The sequence below is a fragment of the Mucilaginibacter sp. PAMC 26640 genome (genome assembly GCA_001596135.1).
In the GTDB taxonomy this organism is placed as follows: Bacteria; Bacteroidota; Bacteroidia; order Sphingobacteriales; family Sphingobacteriaceae; genus Mucilaginibacter.
The window spans coordinates 3,175,729-3,200,423 of the sequence record CP014773.1; the positions used below are offsets into that span (position 1 = coordinate 3,175,729).

26 protein-coding genes are annotated in these 24,695 nt (G+C 42.6%); 12 read left to right on the forward strand and 14 right to left on the reverse strand.

Annotation, left to right across the window (positions count from 1 at the left end; all coding sequences use genetic code 11):
- Positions 1 to 7: 7 nt before the first annotated feature.
- From A0256_13725 to A0256_13740, 4 genes are read right to left on the reverse strand one after another with little or no spacing between them, the layout of a single operon-like run.
- Positions 8 to 415 (reverse strand): thioesterase, encoded by a 408-nt coding sequence (locus tag A0256_13725; GenBank protein ID AMR32407.1) that lies wholly within the window; start codon positions 413 to 415, stop codon positions 8 to 10.
- Positions 415 to 1,470, reverse strand: coding sequence for an aminodeoxychorismate lyase (locus A0256_13730; GenBank protein AMR32408.1), 1,056 nt, complete (start codon positions 1,468 to 1,470; stop codon positions 415 to 417). The genes A0256_13725 and A0256_13730 overlap by 1 nt, the downstream gene beginning before the upstream one ends.
- Positions 1,471 to 1,493: 23 nt before the next feature.
- Complete coding sequence (locus A0256_13735) at positions 1,494 to 1,799, reverse strand: rhodanese (GenBank protein AMR32409.1); 306 nt, start codon at positions 1,797 to 1,799, stop codon at positions 1,494 to 1,496.
- Positions 1,786 to 2,577 carry a serine/threonine protein kinase gene (locus A0256_13740; GenBank protein ID AMR32410.1) on the reverse strand — a complete coding sequence of 264 codons (792 nt, stop codon included), beginning with the start codon at positions 2,575 to 2,577 and terminating at the stop codon, positions 1,786 to 1,788. Before A0256_13740 ends, A0256_13735 begins: the two co-directional genes overlap by 14 nt.
- Positions 2,578 to 2,786: 209 nt before the next feature.
- Here A0256_13740 and A0256_13745 point away from each other — a divergent pair, with 209 nt between their 5' ends.
- Together A0256_13745 and A0256_13750 are read left to right on the forward strand one after the other, a co-directional pair.
- Positions 2,787 to 3,770, forward strand: coding sequence for a D-alanine--D-alanine ligase (locus tag A0256_13745; protein ID AMR32411.1), 984 nt, complete (start codon positions 2,787 to 2,789; stop codon positions 3,768 to 3,770).
- Between the two features lie 215 nt (positions 3,771 to 3,985).
- Complete coding sequence (locus tag A0256_13750) at positions 3,986 to 4,285, forward strand: hypothetical protein (protein AMR32412.1); 300 nt, start codon at positions 3,986 to 3,988, stop codon at positions 4,283 to 4,285.
- Between the two features lie 91 nt (positions 4,286 to 4,376).
- Here the strand turns inward: A0256_13750 and A0256_13755 are convergent, their stop codons facing one another.
- Complete coding sequence (locus tag A0256_13755; GenBank protein ID AMR32413.1) at positions 4,377 to 4,796, reverse strand: thioesterase; 420 nt, start codon at positions 4,794 to 4,796, stop codon at positions 4,377 to 4,379.
- Positions 4,797 to 4,881: 85 nt separating this feature from the next.
- On the opposite strand from A0256_13755, the gene A0256_13760 reads away from it, so the two are divergent.
- From A0256_13760 to A0256_13775, 4 genes are all read left to right on the forward strand, one after another.
- On the forward strand, positions 4,882 to 5,133 hold the full coding sequence (locus A0256_13760) for a hypothetical protein (GenBank protein AMR32414.1): 252 nt from the start codon (positions 4,882 to 4,884) through the stop codon (positions 5,131 to 5,133).
- Positions 5,134 to 5,146: 13 nt separating this feature from the next.
- A complete protein-coding gene (locus tag A0256_13765) occupies positions 5,147 to 5,425 on the forward strand; it encodes a 30S ribosomal protein S15 (protein AMR32415.1) in 279 nt (92 codons plus the stop codon).
- Between the two features lie 199 nt (positions 5,426 to 5,624).
- Positions 5,625 to 7,751, forward strand: coding sequence for a polyribonucleotide nucleotidyltransferase (locus tag A0256_13770; GenBank protein AMR32416.1), 2,127 nt, complete (start codon positions 5,625 to 5,627; stop codon positions 7,749 to 7,751).
- Between the two features lie 207 nt (positions 7,752 to 7,958).
- Positions 7,959 to 8,174, forward strand: a complete 216-nt coding sequence (locus A0256_13775) for a hypothetical protein (GenBank protein AMR32417.1) — start codon at positions 7,959 to 7,961, stop codon at positions 8,172 to 8,174.
- Positions 8,175 to 8,180: 6 nt separating this feature from the next.
- Here A0256_13775 and A0256_13780 read toward each other — a convergent pair whose 3' ends face one another.
- The 3 genes from A0256_13780 to A0256_13790 are packed head-to-tail and all read right to left on the reverse strand — an operon-like array spanning position 8,181 to position 10,635.
- Positions 8,181 to 8,819, reverse strand: a complete 639-nt coding sequence (locus tag A0256_13780) for a uridine kinase (protein AMR32418.1) — start codon at positions 8,817 to 8,819, stop codon at positions 8,181 to 8,183.
- Positions 8,812 to 9,861 (reverse strand): hypothetical protein, encoded by a 1,050-nt coding sequence (locus A0256_13785; protein AMR32419.1) that lies wholly within the window; start codon positions 9,859 to 9,861, stop codon positions 8,812 to 8,814. The genes A0256_13780 and A0256_13785 overlap by 8 nt, the downstream gene beginning before the upstream one ends.
- Before the next feature lie 21 nt (positions 9,862 to 9,882).
- Entirely contained in the window at positions 9,883 to 10,635 is a 753-nt protein-coding gene (locus tag A0256_13790; GenBank protein AMR32420.1) for a hypothetical protein, read from the reverse strand.
- Between the two features lie 104 nt (positions 10,636 to 10,739).
- Between A0256_13790 and A0256_13795 the strand changes: the two genes are divergently transcribed.
- Positions 10,740 to 11,219, forward strand: a complete 480-nt coding sequence (locus A0256_13795; protein AMR32421.1) for a DNA starvation/stationary phase protection protein — start codon at positions 10,740 to 10,742, stop codon at positions 11,217 to 11,219.
- Between the two features lie 117 nt (positions 11,220 to 11,336).
- Here the strand turns inward: A0256_13795 and A0256_13800 are convergent, their stop codons facing one another.
- Together A0256_13800 and A0256_13805 are read right to left on the reverse strand one after the other, a co-directional pair.
- The gene (locus tag A0256_13800; GenBank protein ID AMR32422.1) at positions 11,337 to 12,842 is read right to left on the reverse strand and encodes a hypothetical protein; all 1,506 of its coding nucleotides are present in this window, start codon (positions 12,840 to 12,842) and stop codon (positions 11,337 to 11,339) included.
- A gap of 24 nt (positions 12,843 to 12,866) precedes the next feature.
- Positions 12,867 to 13,751 carry a hypothetical protein gene (locus tag A0256_13805; protein ID AMR32423.1) on the reverse strand — a complete coding sequence of 295 codons (885 nt, stop codon included), beginning with the start codon at positions 13,749 to 13,751 and terminating at the stop codon, positions 12,867 to 12,869.
- Between the two features lie 105 nt (positions 13,752 to 13,856).
- Here A0256_13805 and A0256_13810 point away from each other — a divergent pair, with 105 nt between their 5' ends.
- The 3 genes from A0256_13810 to A0256_13820 all read left to right on the forward strand — a co-directional run bounded on the left by A0256_13810 (position 13,857) and on the right by A0256_13820 (position 17,480).
- Positions 13,857 to 15,329 (forward strand): proline--tRNA ligase, encoded by a 1,473-nt coding sequence (locus tag A0256_13810; GenBank protein ID AMR32424.1) that lies wholly within the window; start codon positions 13,857 to 13,859, stop codon positions 15,327 to 15,329.
- Between the two features lie 100 nt (positions 15,330 to 15,429).
- Complete coding sequence (locus tag A0256_13815) at positions 15,430 to 16,569, forward strand: cystathionine gamma-synthase (GenBank protein ID AMR32425.1); 1,140 nt, start codon at positions 15,430 to 15,432, stop codon at positions 16,567 to 16,569.
- Positions 16,570 to 16,628: 59 nt separating this feature from the next.
- Positions 16,629 to 17,480, forward strand: coding sequence for a TIGR02757 family protein (locus tag A0256_13820; GenBank protein AMR34548.1), 852 nt, complete (start codon positions 16,629 to 16,631; stop codon positions 17,478 to 17,480).
- An 8-nt stretch (positions 17,481 to 17,488) separates the two neighbouring features.
- Here the strand turns inward: A0256_13820 and A0256_13825 are convergent, their stop codons facing one another.
- From A0256_13825 to A0256_13840, 4 genes are all read right to left on the reverse strand, one after another.
- Positions 17,489 to 18,391, reverse strand: a complete 903-nt coding sequence (locus tag A0256_13825; protein AMR32426.1) for a pyridine nucleotide-disulfide oxidoreductase — start codon at positions 18,389 to 18,391, stop codon at positions 17,489 to 17,491.
- A gap of 510 nt (positions 18,392 to 18,901) precedes the next feature.
- On the reverse strand, positions 18,902 to 20,437 hold the full coding sequence (locus A0256_13830) for a hypothetical protein (protein AMR34549.1): 1,536 nt from the start codon (positions 20,435 to 20,437) through the stop codon (positions 18,902 to 18,904).
- Positions 20,438 to 20,484: 47 nt separating this feature from the next.
- The gene (locus A0256_13835) at positions 20,485 to 20,853 is read right to left on the reverse strand and encodes a hypothetical protein (GenBank protein AMR32427.1); all 369 of its coding nucleotides are present in this window, start codon (positions 20,851 to 20,853) and stop codon (positions 20,485 to 20,487) included.
- A 151-nt stretch (positions 20,854 to 21,004) separates the two neighbouring features.
- Positions 21,005 to 22,063 carry a hypothetical protein gene (locus A0256_13840; protein ID AMR32428.1) on the reverse strand — a complete coding sequence of 353 codons (1,059 nt, stop codon included), beginning with the start codon at positions 22,061 to 22,063 and terminating at the stop codon, positions 21,005 to 21,007.
- Between the two features lie 105 nt (positions 22,064 to 22,168).
- Here A0256_13840 and A0256_13845 point away from each other — a divergent pair, with 105 nt between their 5' ends.
- Together A0256_13845 and A0256_13850 are read left to right on the forward strand one after the other, a co-directional pair.
- On the forward strand, positions 22,169 to 23,545 hold the full coding sequence (locus A0256_13845) for a tRNA modification GTPase (protein AMR32429.1): 1,377 nt from the start codon (positions 22,169 to 22,171) through the stop codon (positions 23,543 to 23,545).
- 374 nt (positions 23,546 to 23,919) lie between these two features.
- Positions 23,920 to 24,510, forward strand: a complete 591-nt coding sequence (locus A0256_13850; GenBank protein AMR32430.1) for a hypothetical protein — start codon at positions 23,920 to 23,922, stop codon at positions 24,508 to 24,510.
- The last annotated feature ends 185 nt before the right edge of the window (positions 24,511 to 24,695 follow it).

Below are 24,695 nucleotides of genomic sequence, written 5' to 3' on the forward strand. Positions count from 1 at the left end.
GATAAAATTAATCAAAATATGGCTTTAATTTTTCTATAAATTCCTGCGGCGGCAGACAGGGCCTATTGGTTTGCATATTTACAAATACCAGCAGGGTTTCCCCAACGTTTATTAATTCATCTTTCTCATTGTAAAGGTCGTACCTGAAATGGATCTTAATACCGGGCATTTTAGCCATCGTTACCTTTACAGTGATCTCTTCATCGTATCGGGCTGGCTTATGATACTTGCAATGCAGTTCTAATACCGGCATCATTATACCCGATGCTTCCATAGCGCTATAGGTCATGCCCAGGCTACGGAGCATTTCCACACGTCCTACTTCGAAAAACTCGGCATAGTTGCCATAGTACATATAACCCATCTGGTCGGTTTCTCCGTAACGAACCCGTATTTTGGTATTGTGGGTAAACATTAGCGCTTAATATTTCTTTCGTTCAGCGCTTGTTGCCATTTGCGGGCATTTACCCTGTGCTCGGCTTCGTTATCGGCAAAATTATGGTAGCCGGAGAAGTCTTCTTTGGCGCACATATACAGGTAGCCACTTTTTTTATAATCAAGTACGGAATTGATGGCGTTAACAGATGGCATCATCACCGGGCCTGGAGGGAGGCCAGTGTACATGTAAGTATTATATGGTGAATCTTTCACCAGGTATTTGTTAAGCACCCGTTTTATCGTAAAGTCATTCATGGCAAAAATAACGGTAGGGTCGCTTTGTAGCTTCATTCCTTTTTGAAGCCGGTTAAGGTATAAACCGGCAATGGCCGGCATTTCATCATCGTGCAAAGCCTCCGCGTCTACTATCGAGGCTAATATAGATACCTGCACCGGACTTAAATTAAGAGCTGCTGCTTTAGCTTTACGCTCTGAAGTCCAAAATTTTTGGTAATTGGCCAGCATTCGGCTAAAGAATTTCTCAGGAGTAATATTCCAGTAAAACTGGTAAGAATTCGGAATAAATACCGTATAGATGTTATCAGTAGTAAATCCATTAGCTTCCGCAAATTTGGTGGAATCCAGCAAACGAAGTACGGAGATGGAATCAGGTTCCAGTTTTTTGGCTACGTAGCCGGCAAATTGTTCCTTAAGCCTAAGATTGTGAAAGGTTACTGTAACCGCTTCCTGATTACCCGACTTTAGCATGTTTATAAAACTCCGGTTGCTCATACCGGATGTTAATTTATATTTACCAGGCTTAACCCGGCTGATATAGTTCATGCTTTCGGCAGAAGAAATAAATGAATTGGTATCATTTACAATTCCCTTATCGGCAATAGTTTTGTAAACATCTTTAAAGGTAGATCCAGTGCGGATGTATAGATACTCTTGTTTATCGCTTACGTTTGGCCCAAAATATCGCAAGTAATAAAATATGCCCGTGCCGGCCAGCGATATAACGACGATTGCCACCAAGGCTATCACGAATTTTTTAAAAGTTCCGCCTGATGACTTTTGCTGCTCTGTCATGATTGTATGATGGAAGATGGTGTTTACTTATTGTTTAATTTATGCAAAGCTCTTAGTCCACCCTTAAGGTTTAAAATATTAAGGTAACCCAAATCAGTTAAAATACGTTGTGCATTTTCACTGCGAATACCCGCAGTGCAAATAACGATGATCTCATCGTTTTTGTTGTAGGTAACATGCCTAATATCTGTAACAAGCTTTGCAACGGGGATATTGATACCCCCGATATTGGAAGTGTGGAATTCAATTGGTTCTCTAACATCCAGCAGGTTTAAGGTTTCGCCATTTTGTAAACGCTGCTTCAGGGTGGCTGCGTTAATTTGGCTCATCAGTTTTTTTACCCTGCGTTACGGTTAAATTGATGCGGGTGCCAATACTGGTTTGCGAAAGCGAATCTGATTTCATTGGCGATTGCGATACTACAATTACGTTAGTAGAATCAGAAATACTACCTTCATAGGTAATGGTCCCAATAGTTAAACCTGCTCCTTTAATGGCGAATTTCGCGGCATCCAGGTCAAGGTTTAATAATTCGGGTATATCAACCTCGCTGGCACCTTCGCCATTGCCTAATACCAGGCTCAGCCGCGATCCTTTTGGTAGTTTGGTGCCCGGTTTAATTACTTGTCCGTTGAAACGTACTTCCAGTACACGATCTCGGGCTATGTCGCTTTTATAGGTTGTATCTCCAACTTTTAAGCCATAGTTTGATAAAGTCGCCACGGCCTCCCGGTAAATGCTTTGTTCGGTAATAATATCCGGCAGGGCAACATTTGGTGCTTGTTGGGTAACCATGGTGAGATATATAGTACGGCCTTCTTTAACATTTGTCCCGGCATCCGGATCCTGCTCTACAATGGTTCCCGGTTCCTGGTCGGCTACATAAACCGAATCGATTTTATAATTAAAACCCTGCTCTTTTAGCGCTGCCATGGCACGGTCTATTGGTAATCCTTTTAATTTGGGTACAGGTATTCCACTACCATGCCTGGTGTAATATCCAAGGCTAAAAAAGGCTATTAAAACGATACCGACAATGGTGCAAATAACCAATAAGATAGTATTTCTGAATTGCCTTGCTTTTAAATAGTCACCAAATTTACTCATGCCTGTTCTACAGATATTAAATTCAAACATAGGGAATAATTTCGGATTTCAGATTTTCAATCTTGGATTTGAAGCAGCTGAATTTCGGCTGTTTGTATAGCTTTAAGTTCATAATGCATTTTCAATTAGCTTAATTTTTAAATTACCGTTACTTTAGGGCGCTTACAGTTAATTTATAATTTTAACGTCCGAAATCTGAAATCAAGATCATGAATAGTATCAACGTAGCCCTTTTAGCCGGCGGTTATTCCGGCGAATATGAAGTATCGCTTAACAGCGCCAGAAATATTGCCGCCAATCTCAATGCTGAAAAATATAAGGTGTATACAATTTTAATTAACCGGGGCAACTGGATCTATAGTAATGATGGCGAAACTGTTGAAGTAAATAAGAATGATTTTAGTATCATTTTAAATGGAGAATTGGTTAATTTCGATTTTGCTTTTATCACCGTTCACGGCACACCGGGTGAGGATGGTAAGTTGCAGGGTTATTTTGATATGATCGGCATTCCTTATAACACCTGTGATGCAACTACCTCTGCTATCACCATGAATAAGGCCTATACCAAAGCAATTGTGCATGGCATCCACGGCTTAAATACTGCAAGATCAATGCAACTTCACCAGCGCGACATGCACGATACTGCCACCATTGCCGCTAATTTAAAATTTCCGTTGTTTATTAAACCAAACAACGGTGGCAGCAGTGTAGGCATGAGTAAAGTACACAATGTAGCAGGTTTGCAATCTGCCCTTGATAAAGCATTCCATGAAGATCCGCAGATCCTGGTCGAAGAGTTTATTAAAGGAAGAGAGTTCAGTATCGGCCTGGCACGGTTAAATGGCAAGATTGTAGTGCTGCCTGCCACGGAACTGATCACTACCAAAGAATTTTTTGATTATGAGGCCAAATATAGTCCGGGTTTTACCGAAGAAATAACCCCAGCCGATTTGCCTGCCGAAAAAATACACGAGATAGGGGAGATTGTTACTAACGTGTATATGCGGCTTAATTGCCGGGGTATGGTGCGCGTTGATTTTATTTTATTGGATGATACACAAGAATTCTATTTTATAGAAATAAATACCACTCCTGGACAATCATCTGCCAGCCTGATACCGCAGCAGGTAAGGGCGGCCGGTTTGAACGTTCCGGATTTTTATAGCGCCCTGATCGAAGGAGCCAGGTAAAGATTAAGTCTGTGTGTTATTTTTGAAGCTTTGTATATAGGGGGGATCGGTATTTTTATGATTAAATGCTGGTGTTTTTTACATTCATTTTTATTTAATTTTTTGGCGTAAGTTATTGGTATAAATATTGTTAGGTTATGTTGCAGGTATATAAATGGTCAAATTGATTTGTTTAAATACCTACCCGTCCAGAATAACTTAAAACTCGCCAAATAATGAATACATTAAAAAAAAACGCACGGAAATTTAATAGTGCTTTAACCATGCGCGTTATCGATCTGCACGATCAGGGGTATACAGACGATTTTATGCCTATGAAGAATCGTCATTTCTTATGCCTTCAGGATAGTGTCGATTTTGCTGTTGAAGATTTGAATATCCGGGTGATTGCTGAGGCGTTTGATCAGCAAACTAAAACTACCAAATACATCCACACGATCGAGACCATAAATGGCTCAAAAGGATTGCTGGTAAGTGATGTTGATTGCTGTGGCGATGCTTTTTTAGCTAATTGAGCTTTGGTTTTGTTTGTTGCCAAACCACGGAAAATGAATGCATTCAATTTGGATAATTGGTTAACATTTAAATGTCGACCAATTCATCAAATCAAATCCCGTAATGTTCAATTACATCTGCTGGCACTTTAGTGCCCCGGCCGGTTGCCATATCAATCATTACGTAGTCAAAATAACCATCGCAACAGATCTTTTTAGTAGCTTTATTGGTAATGGTAAAGTTTACCCGGCAACCTTTATCGTTGATACTTTCGATGCCGGTACGTACTAGAAAGTAATCCCCCATTACCAACGCCCGTTTATAGTCCATATATACTGCGCGTACCACCCAGCCAAAGCCGCGTTCCATAAATTTTTCCATCGCCATTCCATAACAGGTTTCCATTTGCTCATAACGGGCTGCAAGTACATAATCAAAATACTTACTATTGTGCACATGTTGAAACATGTCAATATCATCGGGGCGTACGCGGTGTTCGGTTTGGAAGGTAGAGTAGATTCTTTCGCTCATTATTGATTTACTTAGTTTCTGTTTATTTGTTTTAAAAATGACATCTTAATTAAAACGCAATGGGTATTAACAACAAAACAGACAGGTGATCGCGCTGGGTTTGAGCAAAGATATATTAAAACCGTATTCCGACCCGCACAGGTTTTATCATACACTGGAACACTTGGACGATGTATGGGATCAATTGGCAAAGAAAGGATTTGACAACAACGATGCGCTCTTGTTAGCCGCAATGTTTCAACTCAAATCCACTCCAAAACATCACAAACAGCCCTTGCACATATTAAAGCATAACTGTATCTTTGCGCCACAATTAATAGAATTATTCACGCTTTAGTATTATTCACGTAATGTATTTAAGTAAAGAAGCAAAGGTAGAGATCTTTGCAAAACACGGTAAAAGCGCAACTGACACCGGTTCAACCGAAGGACAGGTAGCGTTATTCACCACCCGTATCGCACATTTAACCGGTCACCTGAAAAAAAACAAACATGATTTTTCAACCCAGTTATCACTGCAAAAATTAGTAGGTAAACGCCGCGGATTGCTGGCATACTTATTCAAAAAAGATATCAACAGGTATCGTGCTATCATCAAAGCGTTAGCGCTTAGGGATATCATCAAGTAATCCTCCTGAAAATTTTCAAAAAGCCGTCCGCACTATGCAGGATGGCTTTTTTACTTTTTGAAACCATTATTGATGCGCTTAACCGTATCAACATTGCTTCAAAAGCCGCAGTAAACCGGCAACAAATTCGCATCGACACTATACACACATAAAACCGGGGTGCTCCTGAAGATGAAAAGCACCTCACAACACAAAAAAGATGAGTTTAAAAGTAATTAAAAAGGTAATTGATTTAGGTGACGGCCGCACCATTGAGATCGAAACCGGTAAACTGGCTAAACAGGCTGATGGCTCTGTAGTAATTAAGATGGGTGACACCATGTTATTGGCTACTGTAGTATCATCGCAAGAAGCAAAAGAAGGTATTGATTTCTTACCTCTTTCTGTAGATTATCAAGAGAAATACGCTTCCACCGGTCGTATCCCGGGTGGTTTTTTACGCCGTGAGGCTCGTTTATCAGACTATGAGGTTTTGATCTCCCGTTTGGTTGACCGTGCATTGCGCCCAATGTTCCCTGAAGATTATCATGCTGATACCCAAGTGATGATCTCCCTGATCAGCGCTGATAAAGATATTATGCCTGATGCATTAGCTGGTTTGGCAGCATCTGCAGCATTAGCTGTTTCTGATATCCCTTTCAACGGGCCGATATCTGAAGTACGCGTTGCTAAAGTTGATGGCCAATTGGTTATTAATCCAACACTTTCACAATTAAAAACTGCAACCCTCGAATTTATTGTGGCTGGTAACCAGCACGATATCAACATGGTAGAAGGCGAAAGTGCCGAAATACAGGAAGCTGAGTTGGTTGAAGCTATTAAATTTGCCCACACTGCAATTAAGATTCAGTGTTTAGCACAAATTGAACTGGCGGAAGAAGTTGGCAAAACGGTTAAACGTACTTACAGCCACGAACACAGTAACGAAGACCTGAAGAAAGCAATTTACGAAGCAACTTATCAGCAGGTTTACGATGTAGCTTCATCTGCTTCTGCAAAAGATGAGCGGTCGGTTAAGTTTAAGGAAGTACGTGATGCTTACATCGCTACTCTGGGCGAAATTGACGATATCACCAAGTCGCTTGCAAAAAAATATTACCACGATGTTGAATACGATGCTATCCGTAACCTTGTTTTGGATGAAGGCAAACGTTTAGACGGCCGCCATACCAAACAAATTCGCCCTATTTGGAGTGAGGTTGGTTACCTGCCATCTGCCCACGGTTCTGCCGTATTTACCCGTGGCGAAACCCAATCATTAACCACTGTTACCTTAGGTGCTAAGGACGATGAACAAATGATTGACGGTGCGTTCATCAACGGTTATCAAAAATTCTTGTTGCACTACAATTTTCCTGGTTTCTCAACCGGTGAGGTTCGCCCTAACAGGGGTGCAGGCCGTCGTGAGATTGGTCATGGTAACTTAGCAATGCGTTCTTTAAAACGCGTGTTACCGCACGAAGATGAAAACCCATACACGATACGTATCGTTTCTGATATCCTTGAATCTAACGGTTCTTCATCAATGGCTACGGTTTGTGCCGGTACATTGGCTTTGATGGATGCAGGTATTAAAATCAGCAACCCGGTATCTGGTATCGCAATGGGATTGATCACCAATGAAATGGGTACTAAATATGCTATCCTTTCTGATATCCTGGGTGATGAAGATCACTTAGGTGATATGGATTTTAAAGTAACCGGTACCAAAAACGGTATTGTTGCTGTGCAAATGGACTTAAAAATAAATGGCTTATCCTACGAAGTTTTAACAAATGCGTTAGATCAGGCTAAAGAAGGTCGTTTACATATCCTCGGCGAAATGGCTAAAACCATTACCGCACCACGTGAGGACTACAAACCACACGCTCCGCGTATTGTTACCATTAAAATCGACAAAGAATTTATTGGTGCAGTTATCGGGCCCGGCGGCAAGATCATCCAGGAAATGCAACGTGAAACCGGTGCGACTATTTCTATCGAAGAAAAAGACAACCAGGGTATTGTACAGGTATTTGCCGATAACAAGGCTGCTATCGACGCCGCTTTAACCCGCATTCGCAACATCGCTTCTAAACCGGAAGTGGGCGAAATTTACGAAGGTAAAGTGAAATCAATAATGCCATTTGGTGCATTTGTTGAAATTATGCCGGGCAAAGATGGTTTGTTACATATCTCAGAAATAGATCACCGCAGGATTGAGACCATGGACGGAATCTTCAATGTTGGTGATGAGGTACGTGTTAAACTGCTTGACGTTGATAAGCAAGGTAAATTAAAACTTTCCCGCAAAGTTCTATTGCCTAAGCCAGAATCAAATAAGTAATTTGAATTTATAAATAATAAAACCCTCTAAATGAGGGTTTTATTATTTATAATAGTTTTTTTTGAAAAATAAAAAACAATTTGGTAGCCCGGCAGGTTTGCTAAAATTAAGAGCAGAATTCTATCAGAGAATGTAAAGCGGTCCATATCGAAAATGACACCTACTAGTACGAATGATCCTCTAGGTTTTCTGAATAATACGCATGGTATGGGGGGGCAGCAAACCGACCTTATCCAGCAGCTATTGTACGAAATAATAAGGGTTAAGGAGCTGATTACTTACTATGATTCTATCCCAAACGGGGCGGGGCAGCTCGGTTCGTCCATACTGAACGAATTAGTTACCGAAGCATACAATTCATTGGTGAATTACGATACCGTACTGATGAAAAAATATTACGATCTTTTGCTGAACTGCGATTGATCCAAATTATTTCCCCAAAACCTTTTCCCTCAGTTCTTCTGAAATTTTATCGGTCACTTCTATGATATGATCTGCTAAGTGTCCGTTGTTGACGACAACCTTGTCGCAAATTTCTCTGAATGGCAACAGGAACTCTTTATAAGCCGGTACAACATGGTGATGCCATTTGTATTGCACATCTTCATTAGAATAGCCTCGCTCTGCCAGGTCGCGTTTCAGGCGTCTCTTTAAAGCAATTTCTTCGTCAGCCTCGATAAAAATGGTCATGTCAAGATCGTTGGCGATCTTTTTGAAATGAAGGATAAAAAGCCCTTCTACTATGATGATAGGTGCAGGTTTGATCTCCAAAATCCTGGGTACGGCATCGGGATTATTAAAGGTATATTCCTTCTGAAATACCGTTTCCCAGCGCATCAATTTGCTGATGTCGCTTTCGAAAAGATCGGCATTAATAGTAGTAGGCAGGTCAAAGTTGTAAAGCTTATTTTCCTCCTTGGTCATGTTATGCGCCACGGGGATATAGTAATCATCCTGCGATACGAGGCAAACTTCCTCAGCTGTAAAATGCTCCAGAAAACATTTCAAAAAAAAAGTCTTGCCACTTCCGCTTCCGCCGGCAACACCTATTACATAAGGTTTATTCATTCGGTGTTCCGTAGCTAATATTTACGTGAAAACGTTTATCAAGGGCACCAATTGAGCTGGCAACATTTTTAGTCAGTACTACTACCACATCTTTTGTTTCCTGGGTATCAGTAAAGCGGCCTACAACCTTCGCAAAAGTACTTTTACCGGTCATCGGATTGGTAATGCGCATTACCGTACCGATAGGAGCGGTGCGGTGCAGGATTAATTTTTTATTTGGATCCAGGCTGGTATCGGTTATCCAGGTTGCTACTCCGCGTTCATTTTTTTCAAACAAGCCATATTTATTTGTACCAGGACGGTGCTCTCCCATGGTATCTGCCGGTGCCACCATGGTGCTGTCGCGTTTAGTAAGCAGGCTATCATTAGGCTGTGTTACTGGTGGGACTGCCGCAGGGGCAGGAGGCACGCCAGAGCGGATCTGCAAAACCTGGCCCGGTACAATGCTGGTTGTAAGCTTATTGATAGCCGTAATATCATCTACTGTTGTACCAAAGCGTTTTGCAATGCTGTAAAGCGTTTCTCCCGCTGATACCTTATACTGCTGGGTGGTAATACCGCCCGAATTGCTGTTTGCAACTTCTTGTGCTGTTTTTTGCTGCACGCTTTTTGGCTGCGGCGATGTGGTGGTTGCAGCTGGTGTGCCAGTTACGATCGGAGTGGTTACAACCGGCGTAGTAACGACAGTTGTAGTGGTCACTGTAGGTTGCTGCACAACTGGTTTGGTTTGCGGTTGCTGAGATGGGGTAGTAGTCGCTACAGTTGTTGGGGTGCTTGCAGTACCAAAAGGCCTTTCGGTTGGCACCTTTATCACCTTGCCAATTTGCATACTGGCATTGTTATTAAATTCTATAATAATTTTTGGGCTAACACCATATTTACGGCCAAGCGAGTAATAATTATCTTTAGGGTCAAGCTTATGGAGGATGATTTTTTTACCGTTCTGATTTTCTACGCCTACAGAATCTACCATCGGGCGGGAAAATGCAGCTGCGGATACGGCAAGTAATATGGTGGATAATAATACTGTTTTAAACTTCATATTTTATTATTGTACAGCGCATTACAGATGTAAAACGATTATTTCTGTTTTGTTTTTAATATAAACCAGCGCATTTTTATGTAATACAAACGCCTCGGGTTGCAATTTTTGTATACCACTATTTAATAAATCGGCATATACCCTAGTTGCACCGTCTGTAATTAACAAATGCTGTTGCAGCACGCCGTTTTTAAACGCGTGCAAAGATACAATTCTATAATTATTGTGATGGAGGTAATGTGCGATATTTCCAACCGCTTCAATCTCTACCGGTATCATTGCAAGCTGATCGGTTGAGCATAGTTGGGGTATGACTATGCTATTCGGCAAAGGTTTATCGTCTTCTGCGTGGTTTCTCAGTACTTTTCCGGTTTTTATATCGGCAAGTAATAGTTTAGCCGGCTGTAAATTGCTGTTGTAAATTGCTGGCCCGTTAATGGTAAGGTGATCGAAAGCGTGGCTATAATTGCTCCAGATCTCACCGGAGGTAAGGGCATTTATGGCCATAATGCCTTTGTGCTCGGGGCCGCTTTCGTGCTTGTAGTAGTGCAACAATGCAACGCCATCGTATACACACTCTACTCCGGTAAGCCAACGCTCATCGGTCCGATAGTTTTCAAAGTAAATTTTGCCCGATGTAAGGCTGATAGCTGCGAAAGACACTTGCTTATCGGTTTCATTTCGTACCTCAACAACCATTGTATCGGTTAGTTCATCTATCTCCATCCGCCAGATGGTTCCTCCAAAATTATGCTTAACGCTTGGTTGTAACATTGTCATTTATGCTGCAAATATGATTATTAATATCATTTGTGCCTTACCTTTATCAACAACAGGATCTAAAACATGTTATCACTAAAACACATATAATTTATATTATGGACGCTAAAGAAATAAGCTTAGAAGAAAAGGCAGTAAAACCGGTTGTAGATCATTTGAATGAGCTATTGGCTAATTATCACATCCACTACCAGAAATTGCGTGGCTGCCACTGGAATGTAAAAGGTAAAAGTTTTTTTACCCTGCATGTTAAGTTTGAGGAACTGTACACAGCGGCATTAACTACTATTGATGAGCTTGCCGAAAGAATTCTGACCCTTGGAAAGCCTCCGTATAGTACTTTTAATGATTATATACAAAAATCAAGCTTAAAAGAAATTGATACCATTGGCATGCTGGATACCGATATGGTAAAAGCGTTGATAGAAGACATGGCCAGCCTGATAGAAATGGAACGTGAAATCCTTGACATTACCGCAAATGCTGGTGATGACGGTACGAACGATATGGTCAATCGGTTTATGCAGTTCAAAGAGAAGAACACCTGGATGCTAAGATCGTTTGTTAACGAAGATTAGCTAGCATAGATTACAACGGGGGAATGTAAGCTACGTTCACAGGAGCGAATACGAAAACAAAAAAAGCGATGAGTCATTCTCATCGCTTTTTTTACAAATTAGATTTTTTTTAAAATATTAAAAACGGTAACCGACTGTTAAGTATCCATTATTTGCCGTTCTATTTAGTAGAGCAGATGGGCTGGCAGTTCCGATTTCGTAAGGAAAAACAGTTTGAGTGCTGCTTGCATGTGTATAGGTAGCATCAACATAAGCACTGCCAAAGCGCAGGCCAATACCACCACTTGCGGTCTTAATTGCACTGCCATTTTCTTTTTGCGCATCACCAATGATGCCATATCCGCCCCGTAGTAAAAAGAAACTAGTTATACGCGCCTCTGCACCTATACGCGCGTTAACGGCACTTTTGTATAATGTTTTTATATCTGGATTGTCTTTGTAATCCGCATCGTAATTATCATTGCTGCTTAAGTGTGCGCTGGTATAATCCACATAATCGATGTCGCCAGTAATAAAGCCAAATTGTTTTATAAACACAGCTACGCCACCGCTTACCTTATATGGGGTTCGCAAATTATAAGTAGTTGCGTAAGGCTGGTCGTTTTCATTTGCTATCACCGAATTGGTAGTGCTCTGCGGGAAACGGGTTCTTAAACCTTCGCTATACAGATCATCGATGGTATACCAAGTAGGGGATGTAAAGCTGGCAGCTAATCTAACCGCTTCAACAGGTTTGTATATTACACCTAAGCGGGCATTAAATCCACTTCCTTTTGTTACTTGATTTTGTACGTAGGATGTATTATAATCTAAACTTTCAGCTGGATCTGTACTAGTCGCAGGTAAATTAGCAACGCCAGTTTCGCCAAATACGGAAGATGCATTGTACCTGATATCGGTAAAACTCATACCCAGGCCTATATAGAACTTGTTGCTGTAGTTGGCGCCCATAGAAAAATCGAGCTGATTTAGGCCTCCATCGCGGCTGCTACTAACTTTTTGCATTCCACCGGCTTGCGCATTTGAAGTATAATTGCCACCTCCTTCTTCAATAAGATATTGATTATAGGCCCAAGATTCAAGCGATCCGTTGGGTAAGAATGTACCTTGGGCATCGGTTTGCTTACTGCTGTTAGCCAGCGCCGAAAAATAGTTGGCTATGCTACTGTTGTTATTGGTGCCGCCGTAGTTGATGTTTTCATAAAAATCACGTGTGCGGCTAAAACCTACACCATAATTGACACTTAGCCAGCCTTTGGTTTTATCTGCGCCGCGGGGTTTGCTTAGTTGATTGTAAATAACCAATGCAGCGTTATTTAAATTACCTGTGCTTCGGGTTGTGGATTGCGATTGCCCAAAATAACTGCCCTGCACTTTAGAAGAATTCAATTCAGGTGTTATGCTTAATTCAGATCTTGTAAAAAATCCAAGGCCTGCGGGATTACCGCTAACCGAACTTAAATCGCCCCCTATTGCTGTCCCAGCATTTCCCAAGGCTTTGATCCGGGCCGTTGAGCCATTTTGGGCACCCGAAAAGCGGATAGCATCTTGTGAAAACTGGGCAAAACTATTTTGTGTAACCGCTACTATAGCGATCACACTGAGTAGATATTTTATTTTCATAAATTTCTTTAGGTAATGTACTAATTAAGGTCTTGCTGGTCTGCCGCCGCCACCACCTCCGCCACCGCTGCTGCCTCTCGAGCTGCCTCCGCTATATGAAGGGGCTGGCGTATAAGTTGGCTGACTGCTGGGCCTTTGCTGAGGTTGAGCTGTTTGTCCTCCGTCGCCACGTGAAGGGCGCGTTGCACGGCCGGAGTAGCCGCCATTGCTATATCCGCCGTTATTATATGTTCTGGCATTACCCTGGCTATTGCCTCTTGTTGGCCTGTTTGGGTAATAACCTATACCATTATTTGCTACACCAGAATAGCCAACGCCAGCACGGCCACTATTTCCAATCCCACGGGGATTGCCATTGCCTCTGAAAGGGCGTGGCGATCCTGAATTATAGGCCGAATAAACGCCCCAATAAGGCGAGCCGCCGTAACCTGTACCCCAGTAGGAGTATGGCGAATACCCATAACCGCCATAACCGTATCCAAAACCGCCGTAACCGTAACCGGCATATGGTGAAAAAGCTCCGTAGCCATAACCGATTCCACCATACCCAAACCCGCCGTAGCCTAGCCCAAAACCAAGGCCTAAGCTAAACCCGCCGTTGTAATAAGGGCTGTATCCGTAGTAAGAATCGTAATAGTTAAATGGTGAGTAGTATGCAAAACGATTTATACGAGATGCGTAGTCATCGTAGTAATAATAATCGTCATCGTCAGTGTATTGTTGGTCATCATTCACATCCTGCCGATAGGCAGGCTGTTGCGCCACGTACTCGGGTGCTTCAGCTGCTGTAGCTTTTGAAAAATAAACGTCGTCGTCATTTTTTTGGTTGGATGCGGTTTTATTTACGGAGCAGGAACTCAGCGCCATTGCGCCGATTAATGTGATTCCTAAAAGCAGGTTCCTTTTCATTTTGAAGAGAGTGTAAAGTTCAAGTTCAAATAAACGTATAAATTTATAAATTTGGCGGTTAGTAATATTAATTATAAAGTCAAATTCTATTCCAAAAATCAGTATATGAGCAAAGGTGTCATCAGTAAAGACGAAGATTATTCGCAATGGTTTAACGACTTAATAATTAAATCTGACATGGCCGAATATTCGCCTGTTAGAGGTTGTATGATCATTAAGCCATATGGCTATTCCATCTGGGAAAAGATCCAGGCCCAGCTCGATAAAATGTTTAAGGAAACGGGGCACCAAAACGCTTACTTTCCGCTGCTCATACCAAAATCATTTTTCTCCAAAGAGGCCAGCCACGTGGAGGGCTTCGCTAAGGAGTGTGCTGTTGTAACACATTACAGGCTTAAGAACGATGGGGAAGGTAATATTGTTGTGGATGAAGATGCAAAATTGGAAGAAGAATTAATTATCCGTCCAACGTCCGAAACCATCATTTGGAACACTTACCGCGGCTGGATCCAAAGCTACCGTGATTTGCCTATTTTGGTTAACCAATGGGCAAACGTAATGCGCTGGGAAATGCGCACCCGTTTATTTCTGCGTACCAGCGAATTTTTATGGCAGGAAGGGCATACCGCCCATGCTACCGCAGAAGAAGCTGTAGCAGAAACAGAACAAATGCTGGATGTTTACGCCGAATTTGCCGAAAACTGGATGGCGCTTCCCGTAGTGAAAGGCCGCAAAACAGCAAACGAACGCTTCGCCGGGGCATTGGATACCTATTGCATTGAAGCATTAATGCAGGATGGAAAAGCCCTGCAGGCAGGTACATCGCACTTTTTAGGGCAAAACTTTGCTAAGGCATTTGACGTAAAATTTACTACCCGGGATAACAAACAGGATTTTGTTTGGGCTACCTCATGGGGCGTGTCCACCCGTTTAATTGGCGCGTTGATTATGGCTCACTCAGATGATGCTGGCTTGGTTTTACCACCAAAGCTGGCACCGATACAGGTTGTAATTGTACCGATTTACAAACACCCCGAAGAATTGGACAATATTACGGCATATGTAACTGCATTAACTAAAGAACTGCGTTCTAAAGACGTAACCGTAAAATTCGATAACCGCGATACCCATCGCCCGGGAGCAAAATTTGCTGAGTATGAATTGAAAGGCGTACCATTGCGCGTAGCCATTGGTAGCCGCGATATGCAGAACGGAACCGTTGAATTGGCCCGCCGCGATACCAAAACTAAAGAAACAGTACAGCAGGATGGTTTGGCTGCACATATCACGGCATTGCTGGAAGAGATTCAAACCAACATTTACACTAAAGCGTCAACATTCCGCGCAGACAATACGACCGAAGTTGATACCTACGAAGAATTTAAACGCATGCTGGATGATCAACCCGGCTTTATATCGGCACATTGGGACGGCACATCCGAAACTGAGCAAAAAATAAAAGACGAAACCAAGGCAACTATCCGTTGTATACCTTTGGATAATAAACAGGAAGAGGGCAAATGTATCCTGACGGGCAAACCATCTACGCAGCGGGTGCTGTTTGCGAGAGCCTACTAAAAATGGTGCATAGCAGGTGGTCGATAGTCCACCGCTATGAAGGTATAATTGTTACTATGGTCCATCGGCTATCGACTATGGGCCGTGCTAAAAGCACGAAATGAAATTCGCAACAAAAGCAATTCACGCAGGGCAGGAGCCCGATCCAACTACAGGCGCCATCATGACGCCTATATATCAAACCTCTACTTACTGGCAAAAATCGCCGGGAGATAATAAGGGGTATGAATATTCGCGCGGTACCAATCCAACCCGAAAGGCGCTGGAAGATTGTTTGGCCGCGCTTGAAAACGCACAATACGGACTGGCATTTTCAAGCGGCATGGGTGCTACCGATGCGGTGATGAAGCTGCTTGCACCCGGCGATGAAGTAATTACCGGTAACGATCTGTACGGAGGTTCGTACCGCATCTTCACCAAGATATTTGCTAACTACGGCATTAAGTTTCATTTTTTAGATCTGAGTAACCCGGAAATTGTTAAAGAACACATTAACGATAAAACCAAACTGGTTTGGATAGAAACGCCTACTAACCCAACGATGCAGGTGGTGGATATCGAAGCTATTGGAAAGATCACTAAAGCAAACAACCTGCTTTTCGTGGTGGATAATACCTTTGCTTCGCCCTATCTCCAAAATCCTATTGATCTGGGTGCCGATGTGGTGATGCATTCGGTAACTAAGTACATTGGTGGTCACTCAGATGTGGTAATGGGAGCCCTGATGCTGAACGACGAGGAGCTATATAAAAGGCTTTGGTTTATCTATAATGCCTGCGGTGCCACTCCGGGGCCGATGGATAGCTTCCTGGTGCTGCGCGGCATTAAAACGTTGCACCTGCGTATGAAAGCGCATTGTGAAAATGGCAGGGCCGTTGCCGAATTCTTGAAAGATCACCCACGCGTTGAAAAGATCTATTGGCCGGGGTTTCCCGATTCTAAAAATCATGACGTAGCCAAAAAGCAAATGCGCGATTTTGGGGGGATGATTTCAATTGTACTAAAAGATGCCGACCTGCAGGAAACTTTCCGCATAGCAAGTTCGTTCAAAGTATTTTCGCTGGCGGAGTCCTTAGGTGGAGTGGAATCGTTGATCAATCACCCCGTAAGCATGACCCATGGCAGCATTCCCAAAGCTGAGCGTGATAAAGCCGGCGTAGTGGATAATCTGCTGCGCTTAAGTGTAGGGGTGGAGGATATCGAAGATCTTTTAGACGATTTAAAGCAGGCGCTTTCTTAAGCCTGATGCAGCAGTGGCAGTGGCAGTGTTTTCCTGGCATCTCTATTGCCACTGCAACTATACAAATGAACGATAATCTTAAAGCCTTTCTCGACGCTAAGGTATCCCAATATAACCGCCCCGAGTTTATCGCTAACGACCCCGTGAGCATCCCGCACCTCTTTACCAAAAAGCAGGACGTGGAGATCATGGGCTTTTGGGCGGCAACCCTGGCCTGGGGGCAACGGGTAACTATCATCAACAAGTGTAAGGAACTCATTACCCTGATGGATGGCGCACCTCATGATTTCATCATTAACCACGAAGAGCCGGATCTGAAAAAGCTGCTGAACTTTAAGCATCGCACTTTTAATGATGTCGATACCCTTTACTTTATATCGTTCTTCCGGCATCATTACGAGCGATTCGATTCGCTTGAGGATGCGTTTGTCCCGGCGTCTAAGCCTTTGGAGGAGGGCATAGGTAAAGCGGCCACTCAAAAGCTCCAGCTTCAGGGGGCTGGGAGAGCCGAATTTGCGCTTGATCACTTCCGTTCCTACTTCATGTCGCTGCCCGTTTTCCCCAACCGCACTAAAAAGCATGTTTCATCGCCATCGCAAAAGTCAACCTGTAAAAGGCTTTGCATGTTCCTGCGCTGGATGGTGCGGAAGGATGAACAAGGCGTAGATTTCGGCATCTGGAACAAACTTAAACCGGCCGACCTCATCTGCCCCTGCGATTTGCATGTAGACCGTGTGGCGCGTAAACTCAAACTTATTACCCGCAAACAAACCGACTGGCAAACCGCGCTGGAACTCACCCAAAACCTGCACGAATTAGACCCGCTCGACCCGGTAAAATATGATTTTGCCTTGTTTGGTTTAGGAATAGAAGAACGCTGGGGGATTGAAGGTATATTGCCGGATTTTTAGTTACCTAACTAAAAATCCTCTTGTATCATTTGATGATTAATCAGCGCACCCGCTTTGTTTCCGGCCGCAACAGCAATAGATAATGACCGGAACATGGTCGTATTATCGCCTGCGGCAAATACGCCACTTACCGATGTTTGCTGAAATTCGTCTATTTGAATAAAGCCCAATTCTGTAAGTTCACAGCCCAGATCCTGAGGAAGTGTACAGTGCTGTGCAAACGCGAGTTTAGCATACATGGCGTTTAAGGCGAGCACGGAGTTATCCTCAAAAATAACATGATTCAGGTAGCCGCCTTCATGCACTACTTTTCTTAATGGTATTTCATTTATGGTAATGTTGTGTTTTTCCAAACCTGCAGTTTGCTGTTTGGAAAGCTGTGAAGGGCCGTTAGTAAGCAAGGTGAGATCTTTGGTCCAGTTATTAATGATCTTCAGAAACTCAAAAGCCAGATCGCCATTGGCAAAAACTGCTGTAGGTTCGTTGCGAACCTCGTAGCCGTGGCAATATGGGCAGTGCAGTACTGAAATTCCCCAACATGCAGCAAAGCCGGGGATGTTTGGCATAATGTCTAAGATACCGGTAGCAAACAAAACCTTACGGGCGGTAAAAATTTTGCCCTTTGCTGTTTCAACTATAAACAGAATGCCCTGCTTTACCACTTTTATAGCTAACCCGTTGTAGCTACAAATAGTCGGATAGGCTGCTAATTGGTGCAACGCTTTTTTGGCAATGTCTGCCGGTTTAGACCCGTCATGAGTTATAAAATTGTGCGCGTGTGGCGTTTGCCTATTGCAGGGCTTCCCGCTGTCAATCAATAGTACCTGCCTCAGGGCTCTTCCCAGTGCCATTGCTGCCGAAAGACCGGCATAACTGCCCCCAATAATAATTACATCATGATCTGCTTTCATACCGGCAAATATAGAATTCGAAATACAAAATGCAACTATGTTGCATTTTGTATTTCGAATATGGTTTTTGTTTGACTATTCTCAGGCTTCAAAAGTAATTCACTGCCCGGCTTTGACCAACTCCAGCTATTTGCTTGCTGTACCTTGTATCGGGACACAGTTACTTGCTTCATCAGTTTAATGCAGCGTTTGAAAAAGTGAGATATATTGAATCAGCAGAGACCGATACGATGAATGGAATTTCCAAAAATGCTGCGTGCATTAATGTGATATAAGGCAAGAACTTCGTTGTTGCCGTGAGCAGGTTGAGTATCGATAGTTGGCCAGCCTTCGTTTTATAGAATAGTCCCGGTTCCTCAAAATAAAGCAAACAAAACAAAATTGTGGCTACCGATCAACGAAAACACAGATGAAGAAATATATGTTTTTATGAAGTTGGCATATCAGGAGGAAGCATAAAAATGGCCCTGCAAATTTTTACAGGGCCATCAATTATCGCAAACTTAAATATTAAAAGCCTAAGCCAATTGTAAAGCCGGTCACGCTAAGCGGCAATGTTGCCCCTGCAGTGGCTGCGCCGTTGGTTAGGTTAATGGTATATATCTTGGTGGTGCCGCCAACGGTAAGTAGTGCATAGGCTATACCGCTGGTACTACCAATATCGAAACCATTTGCAGCAGATGGCATAACACCTAAAGCGCCAACATCTACCAATGTGCCTGCGTTAGGCGGATCTTGCTCAACAAGTCTGCCATTTACTGCATCGATATCATACAAAACCGTGGCAGTTGCACCTGCAAAATTGTTAGTATATGCAGCTCCGCTAATTGGAGAAGTTAAAGGTGAAAGGTTACCGTCAACAGCGGCAACGCTGCCATCATTTGGATTAAGCCTTAAATTCTGGCCTAAATTACTCACCACACGAATCCGGTCAACAGTAGGGTTGAAATCGAAACCAAAACTGGTGCCCAATAACGGATTAGTTAAAGTACCAGTGCCTACTTGTGTAGCCAAGCCCGATGAAGCGTTTAGCGTATATAACCTACTGGTACTCCCAAGCGCATATAACTGGCCGTTAACCGGGCGCATATCTATACCTAAAATGGCTTCACCTGCCTGCATACCGGTGATAGGTTTCAATACAGGTATGGGGCTTGCAGGATTAAATATGACCAACTCGTTAGCCGAACTAACTGCGTACGATACGGGTTCAGTTGGTAACGCTATGGCGATCACTGTGCCCGGCAAATCACCTTTAACACGGGTAGCTTTACCTGTCGTTAAATCGATATTAAATAAACCTTGTTTGCCTGCAACGGTTAGCACAGCAAAAGCCTTGGTCCCATCCGGGCTGATATCAAAACCACCAGTTGCATCGGCATTTACGCTTAATGAGCCAACCTCAACCAGTTTGCCGTCATTCGGTGGGTCTTGTTTGTATAATTTGTCGTTGTTCACGTCTATGTCGTATAAAACAGTGGTTGCAGCGCCCGCGCGGTTTTGCGTATAGGCAACGGCGCCTATGCCCGGTGTTGTTGCACCGTTAATGGCACCATCTGTTGCGGCTACCGTTCCTGTTTCGGGGTTTAAACGTAAGTTTTGGCCGTTGAAACCAACATACCGTATTCTGTCAACAGTTGGATTGAAATCAAACCCGGCACCGTTTGAAGATGCGGTGATGGATGGTGTAAATGGCGCTGTACCTATGGCACTGGCCGCACCAGTGGTAGTGTTAATTACATAAAGGCGACTTGTGCTGCCAAGCCCGTATAATTGGCCGGTAGCAGGCCTGAAATCTATCCCCACGATAGTTTCACTTGTTTGCAAGCCTGTTATAGTAGCGGTTGCAACAGCTGTTGCAATATTTTGTGCGTTAATGGTTAAAAGTTTGTTATCTGAAGTAAGCGCATAAAAAACGGCGTCGGTACCGTCTACGTCACCTGTAGGGTTAACTACATAGTTTTTGCTGCAGGAAGTAAACATAAATAGAAAGGCCGTGGCGTATATCATGCCCAGCTTAATAAACATTTTGGAAGTTTTCATTATAGATTTTTTTTTACAGTAAATGAACGATGGCTGTACAGCCAATGAAATTATATTGCGTACTGTAAATAAAGATCGGGTGGGGGCGTTTGAATACTGAGTGAATGTGCTGCCAGGTAATTATTCTGATAGGCAGTATGATGGATAATATCTGTAAACCCAATAAATTGAGTTATATTCTCATCGTAAAAATTTGCGAACTCTTTTTCTTTTTCCGGCAGCGGATTATTTTCAGTCTTTTTTTCGCCGTCGTTATCGCTCTGTCCGGAAGATGCGGCTGTTTCTCTGTCGGCGTTTTTTAAATTGCTAAACACTGGCAACAAAACTTTAGTGCCTATTAAAAGCACAAGCAATAAGCTTACCGCCAACCGCACTGTTTTATATGTAGGAAATAAAATAACCTTCACCAAGTTGCTCAATATTATGTAGACTGTTAAGAGCAGATACGGTGAAAATGTTTAACCGGTTTGGGCAAAACCGGCATTTACAACTATTTTGAGTGATAAAGTTACCTGAATTACCAACTACTAGTCAAAAATATTTTAGATCGGAATATAATCTTAATATCAATCAAGCTTCTTCTTTAAAATAAACCTTGTAATAATTCATGGCCTTGTCATCATCAAAACCTTTCTCTATCAGTTTATTATCGCCATGGATATAGATGTGGAAATTTTTATCCAGCTTAAGCACGCTTTTGTAAACGCGGGCTTGTTTTTTCACTGCATTATCAGAGATCTCAAAGCTGTCGGCTATTTTGGTATCAAATTCCTCTTCGAATTGGTTCTTGAAGTTTTTGAATGAAGTAATGGCTTCCGGATTACTGATTACTTCCTCGCTAAACTCTTCGAGATCAAATGTTTCTTTTTCCTTGAAGTACTTCATCGACCGGTTTAGTAAATCTATCTTATCAGCCTTGCTCATCTCAAACTCGTCATCCAGTTTTTGGGTAACAAAGTTTTTGTAGATACCAAGTGTATTGCTAGTCTGATTAAAGCTATCGTTACGGATCTTTAATTGCAGGAACTCATCTTTCCAGTAAACGGCAGCATCCTGCCCGCCAGTGGCTTTATCCACAACAACTACTTTATAGCCGTTCTCTTTTTCGATATTGAAGATCAATACACCTTTATCCAGTTTGTTGATATTAATGGCATCCTGTTCGTAGTCAACCGCAAAACCGCCTTTGTCCGGGTAAACTTTCAGATAGGTCTCTTTATTTTCTGATTTAAAAATTCCTATGGCATCCAACGGATTAAACTCTATCTGCACTTTATTAAAAAACACTACATAAAGTTCGCCGCCTTTAATGTTGGGATGTGTGCTTACTTTATACAGGTGTTTAGCAATTTGTTCTGATGCTTCCTGAAACTTTGCTCTGTCCTCAAATACCTGCGTGGCAAAATGATGCAGCTCGTTTAAGCCGAGGTCGCTGCTGCTGTGCATTAAGTGGTATACCTCATTTACTTTTTCAAAAGGTTTCAAAAAGTATTGCATCAGCAGGTTGGGTATGATATCATCCTTTAATTCCAGCGGCTGGTCAGATAAGGCATACATTTCCCCCTGCGATTGATTACCTACATGATGTACCGAAATTGTATCGAGCGAAGCTTCAAAAAAAGTTACCATAATGGATGCGAAGGTAAAATTTTTAGTTCATGGTTGATGGCTAACAGTTCAGGGTAATTGCCGACTTTTGTATTTTAGTCCGTAGTCCTTTACAATGGAAAAACTATGGACCATAGACTACCAACTATGCACTCTTCAGAAACTATCGTAGCGCTTGCAACCCCCAATGGAATTGGTGCTATTGGCGTGATCCGTCTTTCGGGGCCGGATGCCATCACTATAGCCCAAAAAGTTTGGAAGGGCAAGAACCTTACCGAGCAGCCATCGCACACGCTGCATTTTGGGCGGATAATGGATGGCAATATGGAGCTGGATGAGGTTGTGGCATCGCTATTTGTTGCACCGCGATCGTATACCCGTGAAAATGTAGTAGAGATTTCGTGCCATGGCTCCAATTACATCATCGAATCCATCATTAAGCTCTTTATCAAGAACGGGGCGCGCGCTGCAAAGGCAGGCGAGTTTACATTGCGGGCATTTCTGAATGGCCAGTTGGATCTTTCGCAGGCAGAGGCAGTTGCTGATCTGATCGCTTCTAACTCAAAAGCGTCACAGCAAATTGCGTTGCAGCAATTGCGCGGCGGTTTTAGCAGCCAGTTGAAAGGCCTTCGCGATCAGTTGGTGCAGTTTGCGTCTCTTATTGAATTGGAACTAGACTTTGCGGAGGAAGACGTAGAGTTTGCTAACCGCGATCAACTGAAAAAACTTATTCACGAGATTACCAAATTAATAGGCAGTTTGATCCAGTCGTTCGAACTGGGGAACGCGATTAAAAATGGCGTGAATACGGTGATAGCAGGCCGGCCGAACGCGGGCAAGTCAACTTTGTTAAATGCGCTGTTAAATGAGGAAAGGGCTATTGTAAGTCACATACCCGGCACCACGCGTGATACAATTGAAGAGGTATTAAATATCAATGGAATCAATTTTCGCCTGATAGATACTGCCGGCATCCGCGAGGCAACAGATGCTATCGAGCGGATAGGAGTGGAGCGCACAATGGAAAAAATCAGTCAGAGTGCATTACTTATATACGTTTTTGACGCCGAGCTGATTACTCTGGAAGCATTAAATGCTGATTTCCAAAGCTTAAAACAGCCCGGCATAACCATGCTGATCGTAGCCAATAAGGCAGACTTATTAAACACTGCGCAGCTTGCTGAACTACCTGGTGAAGCCATTGTGATATCGGCTAAAGAAAGGCGGCATATTGATCAATTGAAGCAAAGCATCTATTCCTCGGCTATAAAAGAAAACCTCACGGGACACGAAACGCTGGTTACGAACATTCGCCACCTGGAAGCATTACAAAAAACGGAAGAGGCCTTGATAAGGGTATTGGGCGGCATCGATACTGTAACTTCCGATTTTCTATCGATGGATATTAAACAGGCGCTCCACTATCTCGGAGAAATCACGGGCACAGTTACCACAGACGATTTGCTCGAGAATATCTTTAGTAAGTTCTGTATCGGCAAGTAGGCCCCTCAAATAACCCAAAACACCGACAACTACCGACAATTAAATATCTCATTGTTAATAAGTTATGTTGATTTCGTTTGTCCAAATTCTTGGATAATTGGCGATGTATTTCCTATATTTGGTTCTATCTTGGTACTCAAAATACAAAAGTTACGAGTCGTCAAGAATTGGGGGAAATTAAGTAGCTAATATACCCTTATTTCTGCTTATTGCGCCTTATATACGCTTAATTGACCCCATAAGTGGAGAAATAACGACAGATGATTAATTACCCCTATCATCCGTGGTTATGGCCCCGGTTATTTCGCCAGCACGAGATAACAATCTGATAATTAATGTTTTGAAAGTGGCGAAATTATCGTCTTGGAATTGCTTTGCCAAAATTTGAAAAAGGCTTAAAAGTTAATTATGACATGAGTTCAAATTTTATAGTAAACAGAATATGTGTGCAATGCGGGAACGTATTTGTTGCTAAAACTACGGTTACCAGGTACTGCGGTAAATTGTGCGCAAAACGCTACAACAAGCAACTCAAAAGGGAATCGTCCATGGCTTCGATGAATGAGGCTGTAAAAAAAGTGCTTGAAGCAAAAGATCCCGATCCGACATCAGGCGAGTTTTTAAATGTTAAAGCCGCTGCCAAATTGCTGAAGGCATCAGATAAGATGATCTATCATCTGATTAATATAGGCAAGTTGACTGCGGTTAACCTGTCTAAAAGAAAAACACTTGTCTACCGAAAAGATATAGACAAGTTATTTGAACTGCCGCCGGTAGTTCAACTGAAGGAGCTTAAACCTCCACCGATCTCGGAATGCTATAATATGAGCGAAGCGCAGCAGAAATTCAACATTTCAGAAGGCGCACTGTTCCGGATTATTCAACGAAATAACCTATTCAAATTTCAGGCTGGCTGGTACACCTACGTAGCTAAAGCTGATCTGGACAGGATATTTAATCCATAGCTTTAATATGGCTAAAGTACACATTCGTAAAAAGGCGCTCACAAAAGGGCGGCATTCGATTTTTCTTGATTATTCTCCTCCGTTAAGAAATCCGAAAACTGGAAAACCTCAGCGTTATGAATTCTTGGACTTAATTATTTATGACAAGCCTGTAAATAATCTTGAGCGGAGGCATAACTGTATAT

Coding starts and splice junctions, on each gene's coding strand:
- A0256_13725 (AMR32407.1), bottom strand. CDS start 415: ATGTTTACCCACAATACCAAAATACGGGTTCGTTACGGAGAAACCGAC.
- A0256_13730 (AMR32408.1), bottom strand. CDS start 1,470: ATGACAGAGCAGCAAAAGTCATCAGGCGGAACTTTTAAAAAATTCGTG.
- A0256_13735 (AMR32409.1), bottom strand. CDS start 1,799: ATGAGCCAAATTAACGCAGCCACCCTGAAGCAGCGTTTACAAAATGGC.
- A0256_13740 (AMR32410.1), bottom strand. CDS start 2,577: ATGAGTAAATTTGGTGACTATTTAAAAGCAAGGCAATTCAGAAATACT.
- A0256_13745 (AMR32411.1), top strand. CDS start 2,787: ATGAATAGTATCAACGTAGCCCTTTTAGCCGGCGGTTATTCCGGCGAA.
- A0256_13750 (AMR32412.1), top strand. CDS start 3,986: ATGAATACATTAAAAAAAAACGCACGGAAATTTAATAGTGCTTTAACC.
- A0256_13755 (AMR32413.1), bottom strand. CDS start 4,796: ATGAGCGAAAGAATCTACTCTACCTTCCAAACCGAACACCGCGTACGC.
- A0256_13765 (AMR32415.1), top strand. CDS start 5,147: ATGTATTTAAGTAAAGAAGCAAAGGTAGAGATCTTTGCAAAACACGGT.
- A0256_13770 (AMR32416.1), top strand. CDS start 5,625: ATGAGTTTAAAAGTAATTAAAAAGGTAATTGATTTAGGTGACGGCCGC.
- A0256_13775 (AMR32417.1), top strand. CDS start 7,959: ATGGGGGGGCAGCAAACCGACCTTATCCAGCAGCTATTGTACGAAATA.
- A0256_13780 (AMR32418.1), bottom strand. CDS start 8,819: ATGAATAAACCTTATGTAATAGGTGTTGCCGGCGGAAGCGGAAGTGGC.
- A0256_13785 (AMR32419.1), bottom strand. CDS start 9,861: ATGAAGTTTAAAACAGTATTATTATCCACCATATTACTTGCCGTATCC.
- A0256_13790 (AMR32420.1), bottom strand. CDS start 10,635: ATGTTACAACCAAGCGTTAAGCATAATTTTGGAGGAACCATCTGGCGG.
- A0256_13795 (AMR32421.1), top strand. CDS start 10,740: ATGGACGCTAAAGAAATAAGCTTAGAAGAAAAGGCAGTAAAACCGGTT.
- A0256_13800 (AMR32422.1), bottom strand. CDS start 12,842: ATGAAAATAAAATATCTACTCAGTGTGATCGCTATAGTAGCGGTTACA.
- A0256_13805 (AMR32423.1), bottom strand. CDS start 13,751: ATGAAAAGGAACCTGCTTTTAGGAATCACATTAATCGGCGCAATGGCG.
- A0256_13810 (AMR32424.1), top strand. CDS start 13,857: ATGAGCAAAGGTGTCATCAGTAAAGACGAAGATTATTCGCAATGGTTT.
- A0256_13815 (AMR32425.1), top strand. CDS start 15,430: ATGAAATTCGCAACAAAAGCAATTCACGCAGGGCAGGAGCCCGATCCA.
- A0256_13825 (AMR32426.1), bottom strand. CDS start 18,391: ATGAAAGCAGATCATGATGTAATTATTATTGGGGGCAGTTATGCCGGT.
- A0256_13840 (AMR32428.1), bottom strand. CDS start 22,063: ATGGTAACTTTTTTTGAAGCTTCGCTCGATACAATTTCGGTACATCAT.
- A0256_13845 (AMR32429.1), top strand. CDS start 22,169: ATGGACCATAGACTACCAACTATGCACTCTTCAGAAACTATCGTAGCG.